The sequence below is a fragment of the Sphingomonas zeicaulis genome, from assembly GCF_050433225.1.
GTDB classification, from domain to species: Bacteria; Pseudomonadota; Alphaproteobacteria; order Sphingomonadales; family Sphingomonadaceae; genus Sphingomonas_D; species Sphingomonas_D zeicaulis.
Map to the genome: position 1 here is coordinate 1,330,710 of NZ_JBNPXQ010000001.1, position 17,438 is coordinate 1,348,147.

The following is a 17,438-nucleotide window of genomic DNA, read 5'->3' on the forward strand; positions in this document are numbered from 1 at the left end:
GCGGGCCGGAAGCCCGCCCCCGCCAACGCCACGTTACTTCACATCCGCAAAACGCGGCCGTTCCAACTGGAACAGGTCCGTCGTCCGCGCATACCAGCCTGCGCCATGCACGCGGCCGACCAGCCCCATTGCCGGCGTGTCGAGGTGGCAGCGGTCGGCGTCCAGTACGAGATGGTCGGCGACGTGCATCGTCACCACCTCGCCGATCACGATGATCTGCTGCGGCCCAGGATGCACCGCCTGCAGCAGCCGGCATTCCATGCTGACCGGCGCGGAGGCGATGCGGGGCGGGGCAACATGGTCGCTGGGGATCAGGTCTAGCCCGGCATAGCTGGCCTCGTCCCACCCCGGCGGCGCGTCGATGCAGGTCGCGTTCATCGCCGCGGCGTCGGTTTCGGAGACGAGGTTCACCACGAACTCGCCGCGCGCGAGGATGTTGGCGGGGGTATCCTTGGGCTCGCCATTCTCGCGCACGAGGAAGCCCAGCACCACCGTCGGCGGCGTATGCCCCATCACGTTGAAGAAGCTGTAGGGCGCGGTGTTCAACCGGCCTTTCGGATCGAGGCTGGTCACCCAGGCGATCGGCCGCGGCGTGACCGAGGAGGCGAGCAGCTTGTAGCGCTCGGCCCCCGCCAATTCTGCCATGTCGAAGCGCATGTCAGCCGATCCAGTTGGTCGCGGTGCGCGGGCGGGTGTCGACCTCCAGACGGAACACGTCCGGCCGCGAATAATGGCCGCTCGCGTCGAAATCGTAACGGCCGCGGATCACCTCGTCGGTCTCCAGATCGGCGTAGAGGATGGTCTCGCCGCTATAGTCGGGTCCGGCGAGCAGGTCGCCCAGCGGCCCCGCGATCAGGCTGCCGCCGCGCATCAGCACCGTTTCCGGATCGTCGCCCAGCGCGCATTCATAGTCGGCGGGGTAGGCGCCGCGGGTGATGTGCTGGCAGCTCGACAGCACGAAGCATCGGCCCTCCAGCGCGATGTGGCGCATCGAGGCGACCCAGCCGTCGCGATCGTCCGCGGTCGGCGCGCAATAGATGGTGATGCCCTGCGAATACATCGCCAGGCGCAGCGCCGGCATGTAATTCTCCCAGCAGATCACCGCGCCCACCTTGCCCATGCTGGTCTCGAACACCGGCAAGGTCGAACCGTCGCCGAAGCCCCAGATCAGCCGCTCGGCGCCGGTCGGCATCAGCTTGCGATGCTTGCCGATCAGCCCCTTGGCGCCATCGAAGAACAGGGCGGTGCAATAGAGCGTGGCGCCGTCGCGCTCGATCACGCCGATCACGAAGAACAGCCCGGTCTCACGCGCGGCATCGACCAGCAGCGCGACTTCCGGCCCGTCGAGATCGATCGCGGCGGAATGATAGCGTGAGAACATGTCGCGCCCCTCGGGCTTGCGCATCCCCACCGGCGTGCCGAACGAACAGCCCTTGGGATAGCCGCCCAGCATCGCTTCGGGAAACACGGCCAGTTGCGCGCCGCCGGCCGCCGCCTCACGCACGAGGCCGGCAACCTTGGCCGCCGCCGCCGGTGTGTCGAAGGGAATCGAAGCCGCTTGCACGACGGCTGCCCGAAACTTGCTCATCTGACCTCCACGGATCTGGATCACGAATAGCGATAGCCTCTTTTCGGAGGACGGTTGACAGGACGCAACAGGAAATTTTAAGCCTATAACAATTGGAGGGCCGACACATGGCAACCAGCAGGCACGATCAGTATCGCGAAGACGTCATCGGCCGCGCGAATGTCGCGGATACCGAGGAGCTTGTCGACTTCTACGGGGATCTCGAACGCTTCCACGCCGGCGCGCTGTGGACGGTGGCGAACAGGATCGAACCGTGGCAGCCCGAGTCGCGATCGGTGCCGGTGCTGTGGCGCTATCAGGATCTGCGCCCGCACGTGCTGCGCGCGCTGGATCTGGTGACGCCCGAGAAGGCCGGCCGCCGCGTCGTCTATCTCAACAATCCGGGGCGGGGGGATGATGCCGCCGCCGCGGTCGGCTGGCTCTATTCGGGGCTGCAGGTGATGAACCCGGGCGAGGTGGCCTCCAGCCACCGCCATTCGGCCTCGGCGATCCGCTTCATCATGGAAGGGCAGGGCGCCTTCACCAATGTCGACGGCCACAAGATGCCGCTCAACGCCAATGATTTCGTGCTGACCCCCAACGGCACCTGGCACGAACATGGCGTGGCGGCGGAAGGCACGACCTGCATCTGGCAGGACGGGCTGGATATCCCGCTGATGAACGCGCTGGAAGCCAATTTCTACGAGGTCCATCCGGAACTGCAGCAAGCGGTGACCTTCCCGGTCGACGACACGACGATGCGCTGGGGCAATCCCGGCCTGCGTCCGGCCGGCGAAAGCTGGTCCAAGCGCTATTCGCCGATGTTCAAATATGAATGGGCGCCGACCTATGAGGCGCTGTTGCGCGCCGCCGAGGTCAGCGAAGGATCGCCGTTCGACGGCATCCACATGGATTATGTCGATCCCAGCACCGGCGGCCCGGTGATGACGACGATGGGCGCCTCGATCCAGATGCTGCGCCCCGGCGAGCACACCAAGGCGCACCGCGAGGTCGGCAGTTTCCTTTATCAGTGCTGCAAGGGCCGCGGCTATTCGATCATCAACGGCCAGCGTTTCGACTGGCAGGAACGCGACATCTTCTGCGTGCCCTCCTGGATGTTCCACGAACATGTGAACCTCTCGGAGAGCGAGGATGCCTGCCTGTTCTCGTTCCATGACCTGCCGGTGATGCGCTCGCTCAACCTCTACCGGCAGGAAGCGCTCGCCGAAAATGGCGGCCACCAGCCGATCCTCGCCTGACACCATCCAAGAAGCGGAAAGTCACAGCATGCGTCTTGTCACCTATCGTCGTTCGATCGAATCCGAAGCGCGGCTCGGCGCCATCGTCGACGGCCTCGTCGCCGATATCGCGATGCTCGGCCGCGCCGCCGGCGTGGAACTGCCGCACCGGATGCTCGATTTCATCGATCTGGGGTCCACCGCGATCCCTGCGGTCACCGCGATGCTCAAGGATGCCGCCAAGGCGTGGCCCATCGGCGTCGCGGTGCCGCTGACCAGCGTCACCCTGCTCGCGCCGATCCCGCGCCCGCGCAAGAACATCTTCGGCATCGGCCTGAACTATATCGATCATGTCGCCGAATCGGCGGCCGCGCTCGATACCTCGCCGGATTTGCCCAAGCAGCCGGTGATCTTCTCCAAGCCGCCGACGACGGTGATCGGGCCCAATGATCCGGTGCGCCTCAACGCCAAGATCACCAAGCAGCTCGACTGGGAAGTCGAACTCGCCGCGATCATCGGCTCGGGCGCCAAGGCGGTCACGCGTGAGAATGCGCTGTCGCACGTGTTCGGCTACTCGCTGATCGTCGACATGAGCGCGCGCGATTGCCGCCGCGCCGGCCAGTGGATCTATTCGAAGGGGCAGGACAGCTACGCGCCGATGGGTCCGTGCATCGTCACCGCGGACGAGATCCCCGACCCGCAGACGCTGGACTTGTGGCTGACCGTCAACGGCGTCGAGAAGCAGCGTTCGAACACCAGCCACATGCTGTTCAAGGTCGACGAGCTGATCGCCGATCTGTCGCAGGGCATCAGCCTGGAACCGGGTGACATCATCGCCACCGGCACGCCCGAGGGCGTCGGTGCCGGCCGCACCCCGCAAGAATGGCTGGGTGCGGGCGACATGATCGTCGCCACCGTCGAGGGCATCGGCCAGCTCCGCGTGCCGGTCGTTCCGGCCTGATCATCCCTCTTTGCCGGGCCGCATCGTCGCGGCCCGGCCCTGAAGAAAGTTGGGTAGGCGCATGAAGGTGGTTTGCCTCGGTGGGGGCCCAGCGGGTCTCTATTTCGCGATCTCGATGAAGCTGCGGAACCCCGCGCACGAGATCACCGTGATCGAACGCAATCGCGCGGGCGACACCTTCGGCTGGGGCGTGGTGTTTTCGGACAACACGCTCGGGAATCTGCGCGCGAACGACCCGGCGAGCGCCGAGACCATCGCGGCGAGCTTCGCGCATTGGGACGATATCGAGGTCCGCGTCGACGGCGCCAGCGAATGCTCGTCCGGCCACGGCTTCATCGGCATCGCGCGCAAGCGGCTGCTCAACATCCTGCAGGATCGCGCCCACGAACTGGGCGTCGACCTGCGTTTCGAAACCGAATTCTCGGCCGATCTCTCAGCCTACGGCGATTATGACCTGATCGTCGCGGCGGACGGCATCAACAGCCAGATCCGCACCGCCAACGCGGATCGGCTCGATGTCGATATCGAGGTGCGCAAGAACAAGTTCACCTGGCTGGGCACCACCCAGAAGTTCGATGCCTTCGGCTTCTTCTTCGAGAAGACCGAGGCGGGCTGGCTGTGGGCGCACGCCTATCGCTTCGACGATACCCATTCGACCTTCATCATCGAAAGCTCCGAGGACACCTGGCGCGGCCTCGGCTTCGATGTGATGGAACAGTCCGAGGTGATCGCGACCTGCGAGCGCATCTTCGCGCGCCACCTCGATGGCCATCCCTTGCTCTCCAACTCCGCGCACCTGCGCGGCTCGGCGGCGTGGATCAATTTCCGCCGCGTCGTCTGCCACCAATGGTCGTTCGACAATGTCGTGCTGCTGGGCGATGCCGCCCACACCGCGCATTTCTCGATTGGCTCCGGCACCAAGCTGGCGCTGGAGGATGCCATCAAGCTCGCCGAGGTGATGAGCCGCGGTGAACTGACCCGCGCCGACCTGCCCGCCGCGCTCGCCGAATATCAGCGTGAGCGCCACACCGAGGTGATGAAGATCCAGAACGCGGCGCGTAACTCGACCGAATGGTTCGAGACGCTGGATCGCTATATCGACTTCGACCTGCCGCAATTCGCCTATTCGCTGCTCACCCGCAGCCAGCGCGTCAGCCATGAGAATCTGCGCAAGCGTGATCCGAAATGGCTGAGCCATGTCGAAAGCTGGTTCGCCGAGCGCGTCGGCTGCAACGAGCCGCTGCCGCCGATGTTCGCGCCCTATCGCCTGCGCGGCATGGATCTCGCCAACCGCGTGATGGTCTCCCCGGTGCTGACCTATGCCGCTGACGCGGATGGCAATCCCGGCGATTTCCACCTCGTCCATTATGGCGCGCGCGCGCTGGGCGGGGCGGGGCTGCTGGTGACCGAGATGGTCGCGGTCAGCGCCGCGGGCCGCATCACCGATCGCTGCCCCGGCCTCTATGACGAAGCGCATGTCGCCGCCTGGGCGCGGGTAACCGATTTCGTCCATGCCAGTTCGGATGCGCGCATCGCGGTGCAGATCGGCCATGCCGGCCCGCGCGGCGCGACCGTCGCCGATGCACAGCACCCCGATCGGCCGCTTGCCGAGGATGCCGCCTGGCCCCTGCTCGCCGCCAGCGCGCAGCCCTTCGCCGCCAATGGCCGCGTGCCCGCGGAGATGAGCCGGGCGGACATGGATGCGGTGATCGCCGACTTCGTCGCCGCCACCCGCAACGCCGATCGCGCCGGCTTCGACATGGTCGAACTGCAGGCGGGCCATGGCTTCCTGCTCTCCAGCTTCATCACCCCGCTGATGAACCGCCGCACCGACGATTATGGCGGCGATCTCGGCAACCGCCTGCGCTTTCCGCTCGAAGTCGCCAAGGCGGTGCGCGCGGCGTGGCCGGAGGAAAAGCCGCTCGCCGTCCGCATCTCCGCGAACGACTGGAAGGGCGCGGAAGGGATTTCGCCCGACGATGCCGTCGCCATCGCCGCCGCGTTCCGCAACATCGGCGTCGACCTTGTCGACGTGTCCTCGGGCGAGACCTCGGTCGATGCGCGCCCGGTCTACGGCCGCATGTACCAGACGCCGTTTTCGGACCGGATCCGCAACGAAACCGGTTGCCCCACGGTGGCGGTCGGCAACATCTTCGAGGCCGATCACGTCAACTCGATCCTCGCGGCGGGCCGCGCGGATCTGGTCGCGCTCGGCCGCCCGCACCTCGCCGATCCGGCCTGGACCAACCGCATGGCCGCGCTCGCCGGCCGCGTTCCCTCGGCCCCGGCCGCCTACGCTCTCGGCTTCGCGCAACTGGCGCGCACCGCCCCGCGCAACTGATCAAGATCGGCCTCATGACCTTTCATTCGCAGACCATCGTTCGCTTCGCGCATGTCGATCCGGCCGGGATCGTCTTTTATCCGCGCTATTTCGAGATGCTCAACGCCGCGGTCGAGGACATGTTCGCCGAACAGATCGGCGTCGACTTCGCGACCATGCACCTCGATCGCAAAATCGGCGTGCCCACTGTCAACCTGCAGGTCGATTTCCAGTCGGCAAGCCGGCTGGGCGATGTCCTCGACTTCGCGATCGAGGTCGAGAAGGTCGGCGGCAGTTCGGCCACGCTCAACGTCGCGGTGACCTGCGCCGGCGCGCCGCGGCTGTCGCTGCGCGTCGTCCTCGTCTGCATGGATCTCGTCGCCGGCAAGTCGATGCCCTGGCCTGACGATATGCGCCCTGCGGTCACTGCCACGCTCGCCGCCTGATCGACGCGCCGATCCGCAGCGCGCTTGGCGTCGCCCGCAGGAGCCTTTAAGGCTTCAAGCACCGCGTGATCGCGCTGTGTCTGTAGGAGTAAGGTGGGCAATGCTCGACGTGCGCGAGAAGCATGACGGCGCAATGGTGTGGCGCTCGGACATTCGGGTATGGCTGCGGCTGCTCAGTTGCTCGACGATCATCGAAAAGCGCCTGCGTCGCCGCTTTGCCGAACAATATGAAACCACGTTGCCGCGCTTCGATGTGCTGGCGGCGCTGGAGCGCGCACCCGAAGGCATCAGCATGGGCGAATTGTCGCGCGCGCTGCTCGTCTCTAACGGCAATGTCACCGCGCTCGTCCGCCAGCTTGAGGGGCAGGGGCTGATCGAATCGCGCGCCGCCCCGGGCGACCGCCGCTCGTCGATCGTCGCGATGACCGATAAGGGCCGCACCCATTTTACCGACCTCGCCGCCGCACACCACCGCTGGATCAAGGCCATGTTCGAAGGCATGACTCGCGCCCAGCAGCTCGAACTCTACGGCCTCCTCGCGATCCTCAAGGAATCGCTGGCGGGCGACGAGAACGAGCCGCAGGAGTAGCGGTTGCCGCCCGTCGCTAGGCCAGGCTGCGCACCTGTGTTCCGAACGGGTTGTCGATGATGTACCGCCAGTAACCGTCCGCGCCGCGTCGCGCGATGTCGTTCGACGTCGCGACCATATGGAAGTTGTCGCCGTTCGGCGTCTTGCCGACGATGTTCCAGTCGAGCACAAGCGATGCAATCGTGTCGGCGACGAACACATGGCGGGCGATGATCGCCATCGGAAGCTGCACGCTATAATATTTGAGCAGTTCCGCACGGATGGCGGCGATGCCCCGCTGCGGCTCGCCATTGGCGCTGACCAGGATGGCGTCGGGTTCGTAGAATCCGCACATCGTGTCGACGTCCATCGAGTTGAAATGCTGGAGGAGCGAGGGAACGATCCCTTCCGGTGTGCGGGAGAGTTCGGGCTTGGCCGTCATGCTTGCGGTCCTTTTGGAAAAGCGGGTCAGGCTTGCGCCTTGACGGGCAGCCGGAAAGGCGCACCGAGCCGGTTGAACGCGTTCATCGCGGCAATCGCGATGGTGAGATCGACCAGATCCTTCGGCTCGAACGCGGCGGCCGCAGCCGCATAAGCTTCGTCGGACGCATGCGTTTCGCTCACCAGCGTCACCTCTTCGGCCCAGGCCAACGCGGCGCGATATTGATCGGGGAACAGGTGCGGCACCTCGGCCCACACCGGCACCAGCGCAACCCTATCGACCGCCATAGTCTTGAGCAGGTCGCGCGTGTGCAGGTCGATGCAATGGGCGCAGCCATTGATCTGCGAAACCCGCAGAAAGATGAGGTGGATCAGTTCCGCCGGCAGGTTCGTGCCCGTGACGACATAATGATGCAGGCCGAACAGCGCCTTTGCGCCCTGGGGCGCTACGTCGTGCCAGATCAGCCTTTTACTCTCGCTCATGATGATGTCCCTTGGTCTCGGCGCCGGGATGCGACGCTCCTCGACTTGACGAGACAGGAGGGGCGCGTGTGACATGCGCGGCAAAAAATATCCCGGGAAAGACGAGCCCGTGTCACATCCAGCCGGGCTATGTCGTCTTATGGACATGACCATATTGGGAGGCATCGGTGCCAGCGAGCATGACCGGCGCAACCGCGAAGCGACCGGCGGGAGAGAAGGACCGGCGCACCGCCGATTTCCAGGCGGAGCGCAGTCGATTGCTGCGCCTTGCCTACCGGATGCTCGGCTCACTCAGCGATGCAGAGGATGTCGTGCAGGATGCGTGGTTGCGCTGGGACCGGGTCGAAGACGGGATAGATTTCCCCACCACCTATCTCACCCGCATCGTCACCCGTCTCTGCCTCGACCGGCAAAAATCGGCGCGTGTGCAACGCGAGGCATATGTCGGTCCCTGGCTGCCCGATCCGCTGCTCGGGTCTGCCGAGCCCGACGAGATCGTGGCTGACGACATCACGGTCACTCTGATGCTCGCCATGGAGCGCCTCTCCCCGCTGGAGCGGGCAGCGTTTCTCCTTCACGATGTGTTCGAGATCGGGTTGCACGAGATCGCCGTCACCCTGGGCCGAGAACCTGCCGCTGTCCGCCAGCTCGCCTCCCGTGCGCGAAAACATGTCCAGGCGGCGCGGCCGCGCTTCACCGTCGAGGTCGCCGAGGCGGACCGGATGGCGCGCGCCTTCTTCGCCGCCGCGCATGATGGCGACATGGCGCAGCTCTCGGCACTTCTCGCGCAGGATGTCGAAATCCATACCGATGGCGGCGGCAAGGTGCTTGCCTTGCGCAACGTGTTGCGTGGCATCGAGCGCGCGCTGCGGTTGTTCGCAGGCATCCGGCGCAAGAATGTGCTTCCGCCGACCTTGCTGCGAACCGTGATGATCGATGGCTTGCCCGGCTATATCAGTTTCGATCAGGCCGGTGCCTTGCAGACGACGGCGCTGGACACGCGCGATGGCAAGATCGTCGCGATCTACATCGTCAAGAACCCCGACAAGCTGCTGCATCTCGCGTCCGAGCGGGATCGGGCGCCGCAGGGTTAGCGCGGCCTAATAGGCGAGCGCACATCCATCGGCACGCATTTCGCTGGCTGCGGCATAGACGCGCGTCGGGCCGTCCATCCGATGTTCGACGCACTGGTAGCGGCCGAACCCGCCATCGGGCTCGCCGATCGTCCAGCCGATCTCGGCGAGGCGCTTGCGCGTCTCTGCGGGCACGCCGCTTTCGAGGCGCAGCAGGCCGGTGGGGGCGAGGTCCGGCGCGTCCTCGCCCATCGACTGTGACGAGCCCTCATGATGCCAGCGCGGCGCGTCGCCCGCGGACTGGATCTCCAGCCCGTAATCGGCGCGGTTGACGATGATCTGCGTCTGGCCCTGCGGCTGCATGTCGCCGCCCATCACGCCGAAGCTCATCCACGGATCGTCGCCGCGCGTGGCGAAGCCCGGAATGATCGTCTGGAAGGGGCGTTTGCCGGGGGCGTAGATGTTGGGGTGGCCGTCCTTCAGGCTGAACAACTGGCCGCGATCCTGGAACATGAAACCCATCCCGTCGGCCACCAGCCCCGATCCCATGCCGCGGAAGTTGGACTGGATCATCGAAACCATCATGCCGCTGGCATCGGCGCAGGAGAAATAGGTGGTGTCGCCGCGGCTCGGCGCCTGCCCGGGATAGACCGGGGTCAGGATGCGGTCGGGGCGGATCAGCTTCGCGCGTCCGGCGGCATAATCCTTTGAAATCAGCCACTCCACCGGAACCTTTGAGAAATGGGGATCGGCGTAGAAGCGCGCGCGATCCTCATACGCAAGGCGCTTGGCCTCCGCCTGCAGGTGGATCGACAGCGGTGACTGGAAGCCGGCGCCGGCAAGGTCGAAATGCTCGAGGATGTTGAGCATCTGCAAGGTCGCGATGCCCTGCGTGTTCGCCCCCAGCGCATGGACGGTGGTGCCGCGATAGTCGGTGCGACTCGGCTCGATCCATTCCGATCGGTGCGCCGCCAGATCCTCCTTGCGCAGCCAGCCGCCGATCCGCCGGAAATAGGCGTCGATCCGCTGGGCGATGTCGCCGGCGTAGAAGGCGTCGCGGCCGCCCGCGGCGATCGCGCGATAGGTGCGGGCGAGGTCGGGGTTGCGGAACACCTGGCCCGCCTTCGGCCCCTTGCCCTCGGCCATGCCCCAGGTCGCGAGCGCATTGGCGGTCTCCTCCACGCCGTTGCCACGCCGCGCGAACGAGGCCATGCTGCGGCGGATATAATAGGCGATCATGTCGGGCACCGGCGCGCCCGCCTCCGCCAGCGCGATCGCCGGCTCGAACAATTGCGGCCAGGGCAGCTTGCCGTAGCGCTTGTGCATCGTCCACCAGCCGTCGACCGCGCCGGGCACCGAGACCGTGATCGCGCCCAGCGGCGGCAGCGCGCCGTTGACCGCGCGCTTCCGCACCGTCTCCAGCGACAGGCCCTTCGGGCTGGCGCCCGAGCCGGCGAGCCCCACCACCTTGCGCGTCGCCGGATCCCAGATCATCGCATAGACGTCGCCGCCGATGCCGCTGGCGGTGGGTTCGAGCAGCCCCAGGCAGGCATTGATCGCGATCGCCGCGTCCACTGCCGAACCGCCGCGCTTGAGGATATCGATGCCCGCCTGCGTGGCGAGCGGATGCGCGGTGCCGGCGGCGCCGTTCAGTCCATAGGCGGCGGTGCGCGATGCGAAGCTCGCGCCGACCGGGCGGTCGCCGGCATGCACATCAGGGCGGAGGAACCGGTCCTCACCCGCGACCCAGGACTTGGCCGGGGCAGGGGGCTGGGCGGGGGCGGGGGCCGCCGCACCGCCAGCCGCCTCGTCCGCCCGCCGGGCATTGACCAGGGCCGGCGCCAGCGCCACGGCGGGCAATGTGGCGATGAACGTCCGTCGGCGCATGGTCGAACTCCTTCTTGCCGCAGCGGCAGAAAGTCCGTCCTAACAGCCCGCGCCGGCCGCGCAGCCAAAAAATGATCGCGGCCTGAAGCGTCGCCGCAGCGTCAGCCCGCCTGCCGGCACAGTTCCGGCGGGGACTCACCGAACCGCGCGCGCAACTGCTTCTTGTCGATCTTGCCGACGCTGGTGCGCGGCAATTGCTCGAGGATCTCGAAATGCTCGAGCCGGGCGTAGCGGGTGATCGCACCTTTTCCGATCGCCGCCTCGACCGGCTGGTTGAGCATAGCCAGCGTCGGCACGACACCGGGCTTCGGCACCACCACCGCCAGCGGCCGCTCGCCCCATTTGGCATCGGGTATCGCGACCACCGCGGCTTCGGCGATGCCCTCCACGGTCGCGACCAGTTCCTCAAGCTGGATCGAATCGATCCATTCGCCACCGGTCTTGATCACATCCTTCAGCCGGTCACGGATGCGGACCTGCCCCTGCGCGTCGATCGTCGCGATATCCTGCGTGTGCAGCCAGCCGCCGCGCCACAATGTCTCGGATGCGGCGCTGTCGCCCGTGTAGCAGGGCGTCAGCCACGGCGTGCGGATCACCAGTTCGCCGCGCGTCTCGCCGTCATGCGGCAGGTCGCGCATCGCATCGTCGACGATCCGCACCTCGACCAGCGAGATCGGCACACCTGACGTCGTCAGCATGTCGACGATCGCCTCCTCATTTCCCGCGAGATCGGGGTCGCGGCGCGCGGCCATCAGGACCATCGGCGCCGTTTCCGACATGCCGTAGCCGGCGCCCACATCCATGCCGACGCTGCGCGCCGCCGCACACAGCGCCTTGGAGAGCGCCGAGCCGCCGATCGTCATCCGCCAGCCCTGGAGGTCCGCGCCGGTCTCGCGCGCCGCCTGCAGCACCATTTCAAGGATCGTCGGCACACAATGCGAGTAGGTGACCCGATGCTCGCTGCGCAGCCGGCAGATCATCGCCGGCTCATAGCGGCCGGGATAGACCTGCTTCAGTCCCAGCATCGTCGCGACATAGGGTACGCCCCAGGCATGGACGTGGAACATCGGCGTCAGCGGCATATAGACGTCGCCGACGCCGAGGCAGGGCGCCGCGCGAGACGCGCCGAACGGCCCGGTCGCCGCCAGCGTGTGCAGCACCAACTGGCGGTGGGTGAAGCACACCCCCTTGGGATTGCCGGTGGTGCCGGTGGTGTAGAAGGTCGTCGCCACCGCGTTTTCGTCGAAATCCTCGAACGGATAATCGGGCGATGCCGCAGCGGAAAGCGTTTCATATTCGCCGACCGTCCAGGGCGGCAGATCCGCATCCGCTCCGTCCAGGATCGCGATCACCGCCTTCACCTCGGGCAGCGCGGGCAGGATCGCCTCGACGATCGGGAAGAAGTCGCGGTGGACGATCAGGATCTCGGCGCGCGCATGCTGCAGCGTATAGGCGATCTGCGGCGGCGGCAGCCGGACATTCACGGTCTGCAGCACCGCGCCCATCATCGGGATCGCGAAATAGGCCTCGAGATAGCGATGGCTGTCCCAGTCCATCACCGCCACCGTCATCCCCTGCGCCGCGCTTGCGCTCGCGAGCATGTCCGCGAGCCGGCCGACCCGCCCGACGAACTCACGATAGCTGTAGCTTTTCTCGTCGCGGTAGAGGATCTGCTGGTCGCCCGATCGGGTGACGACGCCGTCCAGCAGGTGTCGGATGGTCAGCGGAAAGCGATAGGCTTCCGTCGCCGGTTCGGCGAAGCGCAATGGCATGGCTCTCTCCTCGATCTGTTTTCGGCGATTATGGCATGCGGGTGCCCGTCCTCCCAGCCGCCCCCGATGATGGCGCCACGGTCCACACGAACATCCTTCTCCGCCTCGGTATTTTGCATACCGATGATTCGAATTTGATCATCATAACGCGTGATGCGCGGCCGGCGAGGGCGGTTCTCCGTTCGGAAATCGAATGAAATGATGATTTTTCGCGCATCCTCTCCGTGCAGGCGGATTCCGCGGCACCCTCCCATACCTTCGAAGGGGATTGACGGTGGCGGCGAATGCGCATCTATCGCGAGCCGTTCGGGGTGGGCGACGATGAGGATGCAGCGATGTTTCAGGGCATTTTGATCACGAAGACCGATGCCGGCCAAAGCGCCGCGCTGGCCACGCTGGACGAGGCCGCGCTGCCCGAGGGCGATGTCCTCATCGACACCGATTATTCCACGCTCAACTTCAAGGATGCGCTGGCGATCACCGGCAAGATCCCGATCGTCCGCAGTTTCCCGATGGTCCCCGGCATCGACCTTGCCGGCACCGTCGTCCAGTCGGCCCATGCCGATTGGAGGGCCGGCGACAAGGTCGTGCTCAACGGCTGGGGCGTCGGCGAGGGGCATTGGGGCGGGCTCGCGCAGAAGGCCCGGCTGAACGGCGACTGGCTGGTGCCGCTGCCCGACGCGTTCACGACGCACCAGGCGATGACGATCGGCACCGCCGGCTACACCGCCGGACTCTGCGTCGAAGCACTGGTGAAGGCCGGCATCACCCCCGACCAGGGCGAAATCCTGGTGACCGGCGCGACCGGCGGCGTCGGCAGCGTCGCCATCGCGCTGCTCCACAAGGCGGGGTTCACCGTGGTCGCCGCCACCGGCAAGCCCGCCGAGGCGGCCTATCTCCACAATCTCGGCGCCGCGGCCACGCTCGATCGCGCCGAACTGACCGCGCCGGGCAAGCCGCTCCAGAAGGAACGCTGGGCCGGCGTGGTCGATACGCTGGGCGGCAACACCCTCGCCAACGCCTGCGCGCAGACCCGCTATGGCGGCGCGGTCGCCGCTTGCGGTCTCGCGGAAAGCAGCAATCTGCCCGCCACCGTCATGCCCTTCATTTTGCGCAGCGTCACATTGTTCGGCGTCGACAGCGTGATGGCGCCCCGGGCCGCCCGCCTCGCGGCGTGGCAGCGCCTCGCGCGCGATCTGCCGGCCGCGGCGCTCGAGAGCATCGCGATCGACATCGCGCTCGGCGAGGCGATCGATGCCGCCGCCGGCCTCATGGCCGGCACCGTGCGCGGCCGCTTCGTGGTCGACGTCAACCGCTGACCGCCACCATGCCCGCGGCCGACACTGCGAGGCGCGCGCCGGCCGCGAGATCCCTGAGGTCGCCGATCAGCGCATCGACCACCGTGGGGTCGGCATCCCAGGCGAACATGAACCGGGCGCCGCCGCCGATGAAGGTGTAGAACCGCCATCCCCGCGCGCGCAGCCCGTCGAGCACGTCATCGGCCGCGGCGATGAACACTGCATTGGCCTCGCACGGGAAGATCAGGTCGAGGCCGTCGGTCTCACCCACCGCTGTCGCCAGCCGCCGCGCGCAATCATTGGCGTGAAGCGCGTTGCGCATCCATGCACCGCTTTCGAGCATGCCGATCCAGGGGGCTGAAAGAAAACGCATTTTCGAAGCGAGCTGCCCCGCCTGCTTGCAGCGATAGGCGAAATCCTCAGCCAGCGCGGTGTCGAAATAGATCACCGCCTCGCCCACGCCCATGCCATTCTTGGTGCCGCCGAAACACAGCACGTCCACGCCCGCGCGCCACGTGATGTCGGCGGGCGCGCAGCCGAGCGCCGCACAGGCATGCGCGAAGCGCGCGCCATCCATATGCAGCTTCAGCCCCAGCGATCGGCACACCGCCGAGATCGCCCGGATCTCCTCGATCGTATAGACCAGCCCGGTCTCGGTCGGCTGGGTGATCGTCACCACGCGCGGCTTGGGGAAATGGATGTCCGATCGGCTGGTCGCCAGGTCGCGGATCGCCTGCGGCGTCAGCTTGCCGTCGGGGGCAGGGGCCACCAGCAGCTTCGATCCGTTGGAGAAGAATTCGGGTGCGCCGCATTCGTCGGTCTCGACATGCGCCGCCGCCGCGCAAATCACGCTGTGATAGGATTGGCACAAGGATGCCAGCGCGAGCGAATTGGCCGCGGTGCCGTTGAACACGAAGAACACCTCGCACGCGGTGCCGAACAGGCTGCGCAATCCGTCCGCCGCCTGCGTCGTCCAGATATCCTCGCCATAGGCCGGTTGTGACCCCTGGTTGGCGCGCGCCAGCGCGGCCCAGGCCTCGGGGCAGATCCCGGCATAATTGTCGCTGGCGAACTGCTGCGGTCGAATAGTCATTCCAAAGCTCCTGTCACACAGAAGCCAGGTCGACGCGCGTGCGGCTTGGGTACCCGTTTGTTGCCGGTCCGGCCACATCCCTCGTTTGAAACGAGGCACCACCTTGCCCGGGAGCAGGTTGGTGCCGGGCGTCGGCCCGACTCTTGATGTTGCCGCGCTGCTACTCCGGCGCGGAGCCGGGATCAACACCCTAAGGGCTGGGGAAGGGGGCGTTACGGGGGCGTTAAAGGGGTGTTAGGAGTGTCTAAAGGGGGAGTTCGGTGGTCGATTTGATCTCGGAAAGCGCCACGGTGGAGTTGATTTCCTGCACCCCGGGCAGCTTGCTCAGCCGGTCGAAGAAGAAGCGCTCATAGGCGTCGATATCCTTGGCTACGACGCGCAGCATGAAATCCATCTGACCCATCAACACATAGGCCTCCAGCACCTCGGGAAACGATCGGATCGCCTCGCTGAACTCGTCGAGATTGGCGCGGCCATGCGCGTTGAGCTTCACCTGCGCCAGCACATGTGCGTTCAGCCCCAGCTTGCGCCGGTCGATCAGCGCCACCCGCTTGCGGATGAAGCCCTCGCGTTCAAGCCGGTCGATGCGACGCCAGCAGGGGGAGGGGGTGAGCCCCACCTTCTCCGCGATCTCGGCGGTGGTCTGGCCGGCATCGCGCTGCAACTCGCGGAGGATCTTCCGCTCGAAACTGTCCAGTTCGGTCATTTTAATCCACAATCAGATGATCGACGGAGTATTTTTCCTCGATTAACGCGTTTGTCGCCACATATCGAGCAAGATTCTTCGCGCCGAACACGGGATAAGCGCGCCCGCCAACCACCGGGAGAATGTCATGGTCGTCCGCGCAGCGCCGCTCAATCCGATGCAGCAATCGGTCCGCCTTCAGGATGCGGAGACCGGGCTCGACGGCGTCATCGTGATCCATTCGCTCGCGCTCGGCCCGGGTGCCGGTGGCTGCCGCTTCTGGACCTATCCCGAGTTCGGCGAAGCGCTGGAAGATGCGCGCCGGCTGGCCGAGGGCATGAGTTACAAGAATGCGTTGGCCGGGCTGCCGTTCGGCGGCGCCAAGGCCGTGCTACGCCGGCCCGAAGGCGCGTTCGATCGCGCCGCCTTGTTCCGTGCATTCGGCCGCGCGGTCGAGGAGTTGGAGGGACGCTACGTCACCGCCGAGGATGTCGGCACGACCCTGTTCGACATGCGCGAGGTCGCCAAGTCGACCCGCCACGTCGCCGGACTCGACGCGGTCGACGGCCGCGCCGGCGGCGATCCGTCGCCCTGGACCGCGCAGGGCGTGTTCGAGGCGATGAAGGCCGCCGCACGGCTGACGCTGGGCGCCGATCTTTCCGACCTGACCGTCGCAGTGCAGGGCACCGGCAATGTTGGCGCCGGGCTGTGCCGCCGCCTCAAGGATGCCGGCGCGACGCTGGTCATCGCCGATATCGACGGCCGCCGGCGTGATGCGCTGGCCGCCGTGCTCGACGCGCGCGTCGTCGACGCCACGGAGATCGCGTCGGTCGATGCGGATGTCTTCGCGCCCTGCGCGCTCGGCGGCGCGCTGACGATGGAGAGCGTCGCGGCAACGCCGGTCCGGCTGGTGTGCGGCGGCGCCAACAACCAGTTGGCCGAGCCGGCTGTCGCCGATCTGCTGCTTGATCGCGGCATCGCCTATGTGCCCGATTATGTCGCCAATGCCGGCGGCATCATCAGCGTCGCCGCCGAATATCTGGGCGAGGACAAGGCCGGCGTTTCCGCGCGGGTCGACCGCATCGGTGAGCGCGTCGCATCCGTCCTCGAACAGGCCGCGCGCGAGCATCGCTCACCCGCATTCGTCGCAAACGAGATGGCCGAGCGGATCATCGCTGGTGAGGAGAGGCAGGCGGCATGAGCTGGCGCTTCGCCATCGAGGCCGCCGATGATCCGCAAAGCCTGCCGCGGATCGTCGGTTATTTCGCGCAACGCTGGATCGTACCGAGCGGCGTGACGATGGCGCTGCGCGACGGCGGCATGGCGATCGACGTCGCCGTGGCAGTCGACACGCTCGATGAGCAGGGCGCCGCGATCATCGCGGCAAAGCTGCGCGAGAATGTGCTCGTCTGCCATGTGACGCTGCTGGGCGGTGGCGACGCCATAGTCGCGGCGGCGGCCTAACCCGGACCGCCATATCGACGCGTATTTTACATAATGTATATTATCGGTCTATTAGATTTGCCGCGGGGTTTGGCGGCACGCTGGCTGTCGAATGACGATGACGGTTTGGGATAAGGCCGATCATACCGCACGGCTTTGCGAG

At 66.4% G+C, this 17,438-nt stretch carries 17 protein-coding genes and 1 riboswitch; of the genes, 9 read left to right on the plus strand and 8 right to left on the minus strand.

The genetic code is table 11. The features are described 5' to 3' along the window. Positions 1 to 33: 33 nt before the first annotated feature. On the minus strand, positions 34 to 657 hold the full coding sequence (locus tag FHS96_RS06285; protein ID WP_429588621.1) for a flavin reductase family protein: 624 nt from the start codon (positions 655 to 657) through the stop codon (positions 34 to 36). A gap of 1 nt (position 658) precedes the next feature. Beyond that, positions 659 to 1,588 carry a carbon-nitrogen hydrolase family protein gene (locus tag FHS96_RS06290; RefSeq protein WP_429588622.1) on the minus strand — a complete coding sequence of 310 codons (930 nt, stop codon included), beginning with the start codon at positions 1,586 to 1,588 and terminating at the stop codon, positions 659 to 661. Between the two features lie 107 nt (positions 1,589 to 1,695). On the opposite strand from FHS96_RS06290, the gene FHS96_RS06295 reads away from it, so the two are divergent. The 5 genes from FHS96_RS06295 (at position 1,696) to FHS96_RS06315 (ending at position 7,121) form a co-directional block, all read left to right on the plus strand. Next, complete coding sequence (locus FHS96_RS06295; RefSeq protein ID WP_429588623.1) at positions 1,696 to 2,826, plus strand: cupin domain-containing protein; 1,131 nt, start codon at positions 1,696 to 1,698, stop codon at positions 2,824 to 2,826. 28 nt (positions 2,827 to 2,854) lie between these two features. Continuing rightward, entirely contained in the window at positions 2,855 to 3,766 is a 912-nt protein-coding gene (locus FHS96_RS06300; RefSeq protein ID WP_429588624.1) for a fumarylacetoacetate hydrolase family protein, read from the plus strand. A 61-nt stretch (positions 3,767 to 3,827) separates the two neighbouring features. Continuing rightward, positions 3,828 to 6,107: a bifunctional salicylyl-CoA 5-hydroxylase/oxidoreductase gene (locus FHS96_RS06305; RefSeq protein ID WP_429588625.1), complete on the plus strand. Its 2,280-nt coding sequence runs from the start codon at positions 3,828 to 3,830 to the stop codon at positions 6,105 to 6,107. A 14-nt stretch (positions 6,108 to 6,121) separates the two neighbouring features. Next, on the plus strand, positions 6,122 to 6,532 hold the full coding sequence (locus FHS96_RS06310; RefSeq protein ID WP_429588626.1) for an acyl-CoA thioesterase: 411 nt from the start codon (positions 6,122 to 6,124) through the stop codon (positions 6,530 to 6,532). A 100-nt stretch (positions 6,533 to 6,632) separates the two neighbouring features. Next, positions 6,633 to 7,121 carry a MarR family winged helix-turn-helix transcriptional regulator gene (locus FHS96_RS06315; RefSeq protein WP_429588627.1) on the plus strand — a complete coding sequence of 163 codons (489 nt, stop codon included), beginning with the start codon at positions 6,633 to 6,635 and terminating at the stop codon, positions 7,119 to 7,121. 16 nt (positions 7,122 to 7,137) lie between these two features. On the opposite strand, the gene FHS96_RS06320 is transcribed toward FHS96_RS06315, so the two are convergent. Next, positions 7,138 to 7,542, minus strand: a complete 405-nt coding sequence (locus FHS96_RS06320) for a YybH family protein (protein ID WP_429588628.1) — start codon at positions 7,540 to 7,542, stop codon at positions 7,138 to 7,140. Positions 7,543 to 7,568: 26 nt separating this feature from the next. After that, positions 7,569 to 8,024, minus strand: a complete 456-nt coding sequence (locus FHS96_RS06325; RefSeq protein ID WP_429588629.1) for a carboxymuconolactone decarboxylase family protein — start codon at positions 8,022 to 8,024, stop codon at positions 7,569 to 7,571. A 179-nt stretch (positions 8,025 to 8,203) separates the two neighbouring features. On the opposite strand from FHS96_RS06325, the gene sigJ reads away from it, so the two are divergent. Next, positions 8,204 to 9,118: an RNA polymerase sigma factor SigJ gene (gene sigJ, locus FHS96_RS06330; protein ID WP_429588630.1), complete on the plus strand. Its 915-nt coding sequence runs from the start codon at positions 8,204 to 8,206 to the stop codon at positions 9,116 to 9,118. A 6-nt stretch (positions 9,119 to 9,124) separates the two neighbouring features. Here sigJ and FHS96_RS06335 read toward each other — a convergent pair whose 3' ends face one another. Both FHS96_RS06335 and FHS96_RS06340 read right to left on the minus strand, forming a co-directional pair. Then, a complete protein-coding gene (locus tag FHS96_RS06335; RefSeq protein ID WP_429588631.1) occupies positions 9,125 to 10,984 on the minus strand; it encodes a gamma-glutamyltransferase family protein in 1,860 nt (619 codons plus the stop codon). 101 nt (positions 10,985 to 11,085) lie between these two features. Then, on the minus strand, positions 11,086 to 12,756 hold the full coding sequence (locus FHS96_RS06340; protein WP_429588632.1) for a long-chain-fatty-acid--CoA ligase: 1,671 nt from the start codon (positions 12,754 to 12,756) through the stop codon (positions 11,086 to 11,088). A 284-nt stretch (positions 12,757 to 13,040) separates the two neighbouring features. On the opposite strand from FHS96_RS06340, the gene acuI reads away from it, so the two are divergent. Next, entirely contained in the window at positions 13,041 to 14,075 is a 1,035-nt protein-coding gene (gene acuI / locus FHS96_RS06345; protein WP_429588633.1) for an acrylyl-CoA reductase (NADPH), read from the plus strand. Here the strand turns inward: acuI and FHS96_RS06350 are convergent. Continuing rightward, on the minus strand, positions 14,065 to 15,147 hold the full coding sequence (locus tag FHS96_RS06350; protein ID WP_429588634.1) for a threonine aldolase family protein: 1,083 nt from the start codon (positions 15,145 to 15,147) through the stop codon (positions 14,065 to 14,067). The genes acuI and FHS96_RS06350 overlap by 11 nt on opposite strands. 46 nt (positions 15,148 to 15,193) lie before the next feature. Beyond that, positions 15,194 to 15,302: riboswitch (SAM-I-IV-variant riboswitch) on the minus strand. A gap of 89 nt (positions 15,303 to 15,391) precedes the next feature. Next, a complete protein-coding gene (locus tag FHS96_RS06355) occupies positions 15,392 to 15,853 on the minus strand; it encodes an Lrp/AsnC family transcriptional regulator (RefSeq protein ID WP_429588635.1) in 462 nt (153 codons plus the stop codon). 127 nt (positions 15,854 to 15,980) lie between these two features. On the opposite strand from FHS96_RS06355, the gene FHS96_RS06360 reads away from it, so the two are divergent. Both FHS96_RS06360 and FHS96_RS06365 read left to right on the plus strand, forming a co-directional pair. After that, the gene (locus FHS96_RS06360; protein WP_429588636.1) at positions 15,981 to 17,033 is read left to right on the plus strand and encodes a Leu/Phe/Val dehydrogenase; all 1,053 of its coding nucleotides are present in this window, start codon (positions 15,981 to 15,983) and stop codon (positions 17,031 to 17,033) included. After that, positions 17,030 to 17,296 carry a hypothetical protein gene (locus tag FHS96_RS06365; protein ID WP_429588637.1) on the plus strand — a complete coding sequence of 89 codons (267 nt, stop codon included), beginning with the start codon at positions 17,030 to 17,032 and terminating at the stop codon, positions 17,294 to 17,296. The genes FHS96_RS06360 and FHS96_RS06365 overlap by 4 nt, the downstream gene beginning before the upstream one ends. Positions 17,297 to 17,438 lie beyond the last annotated feature (142 nt).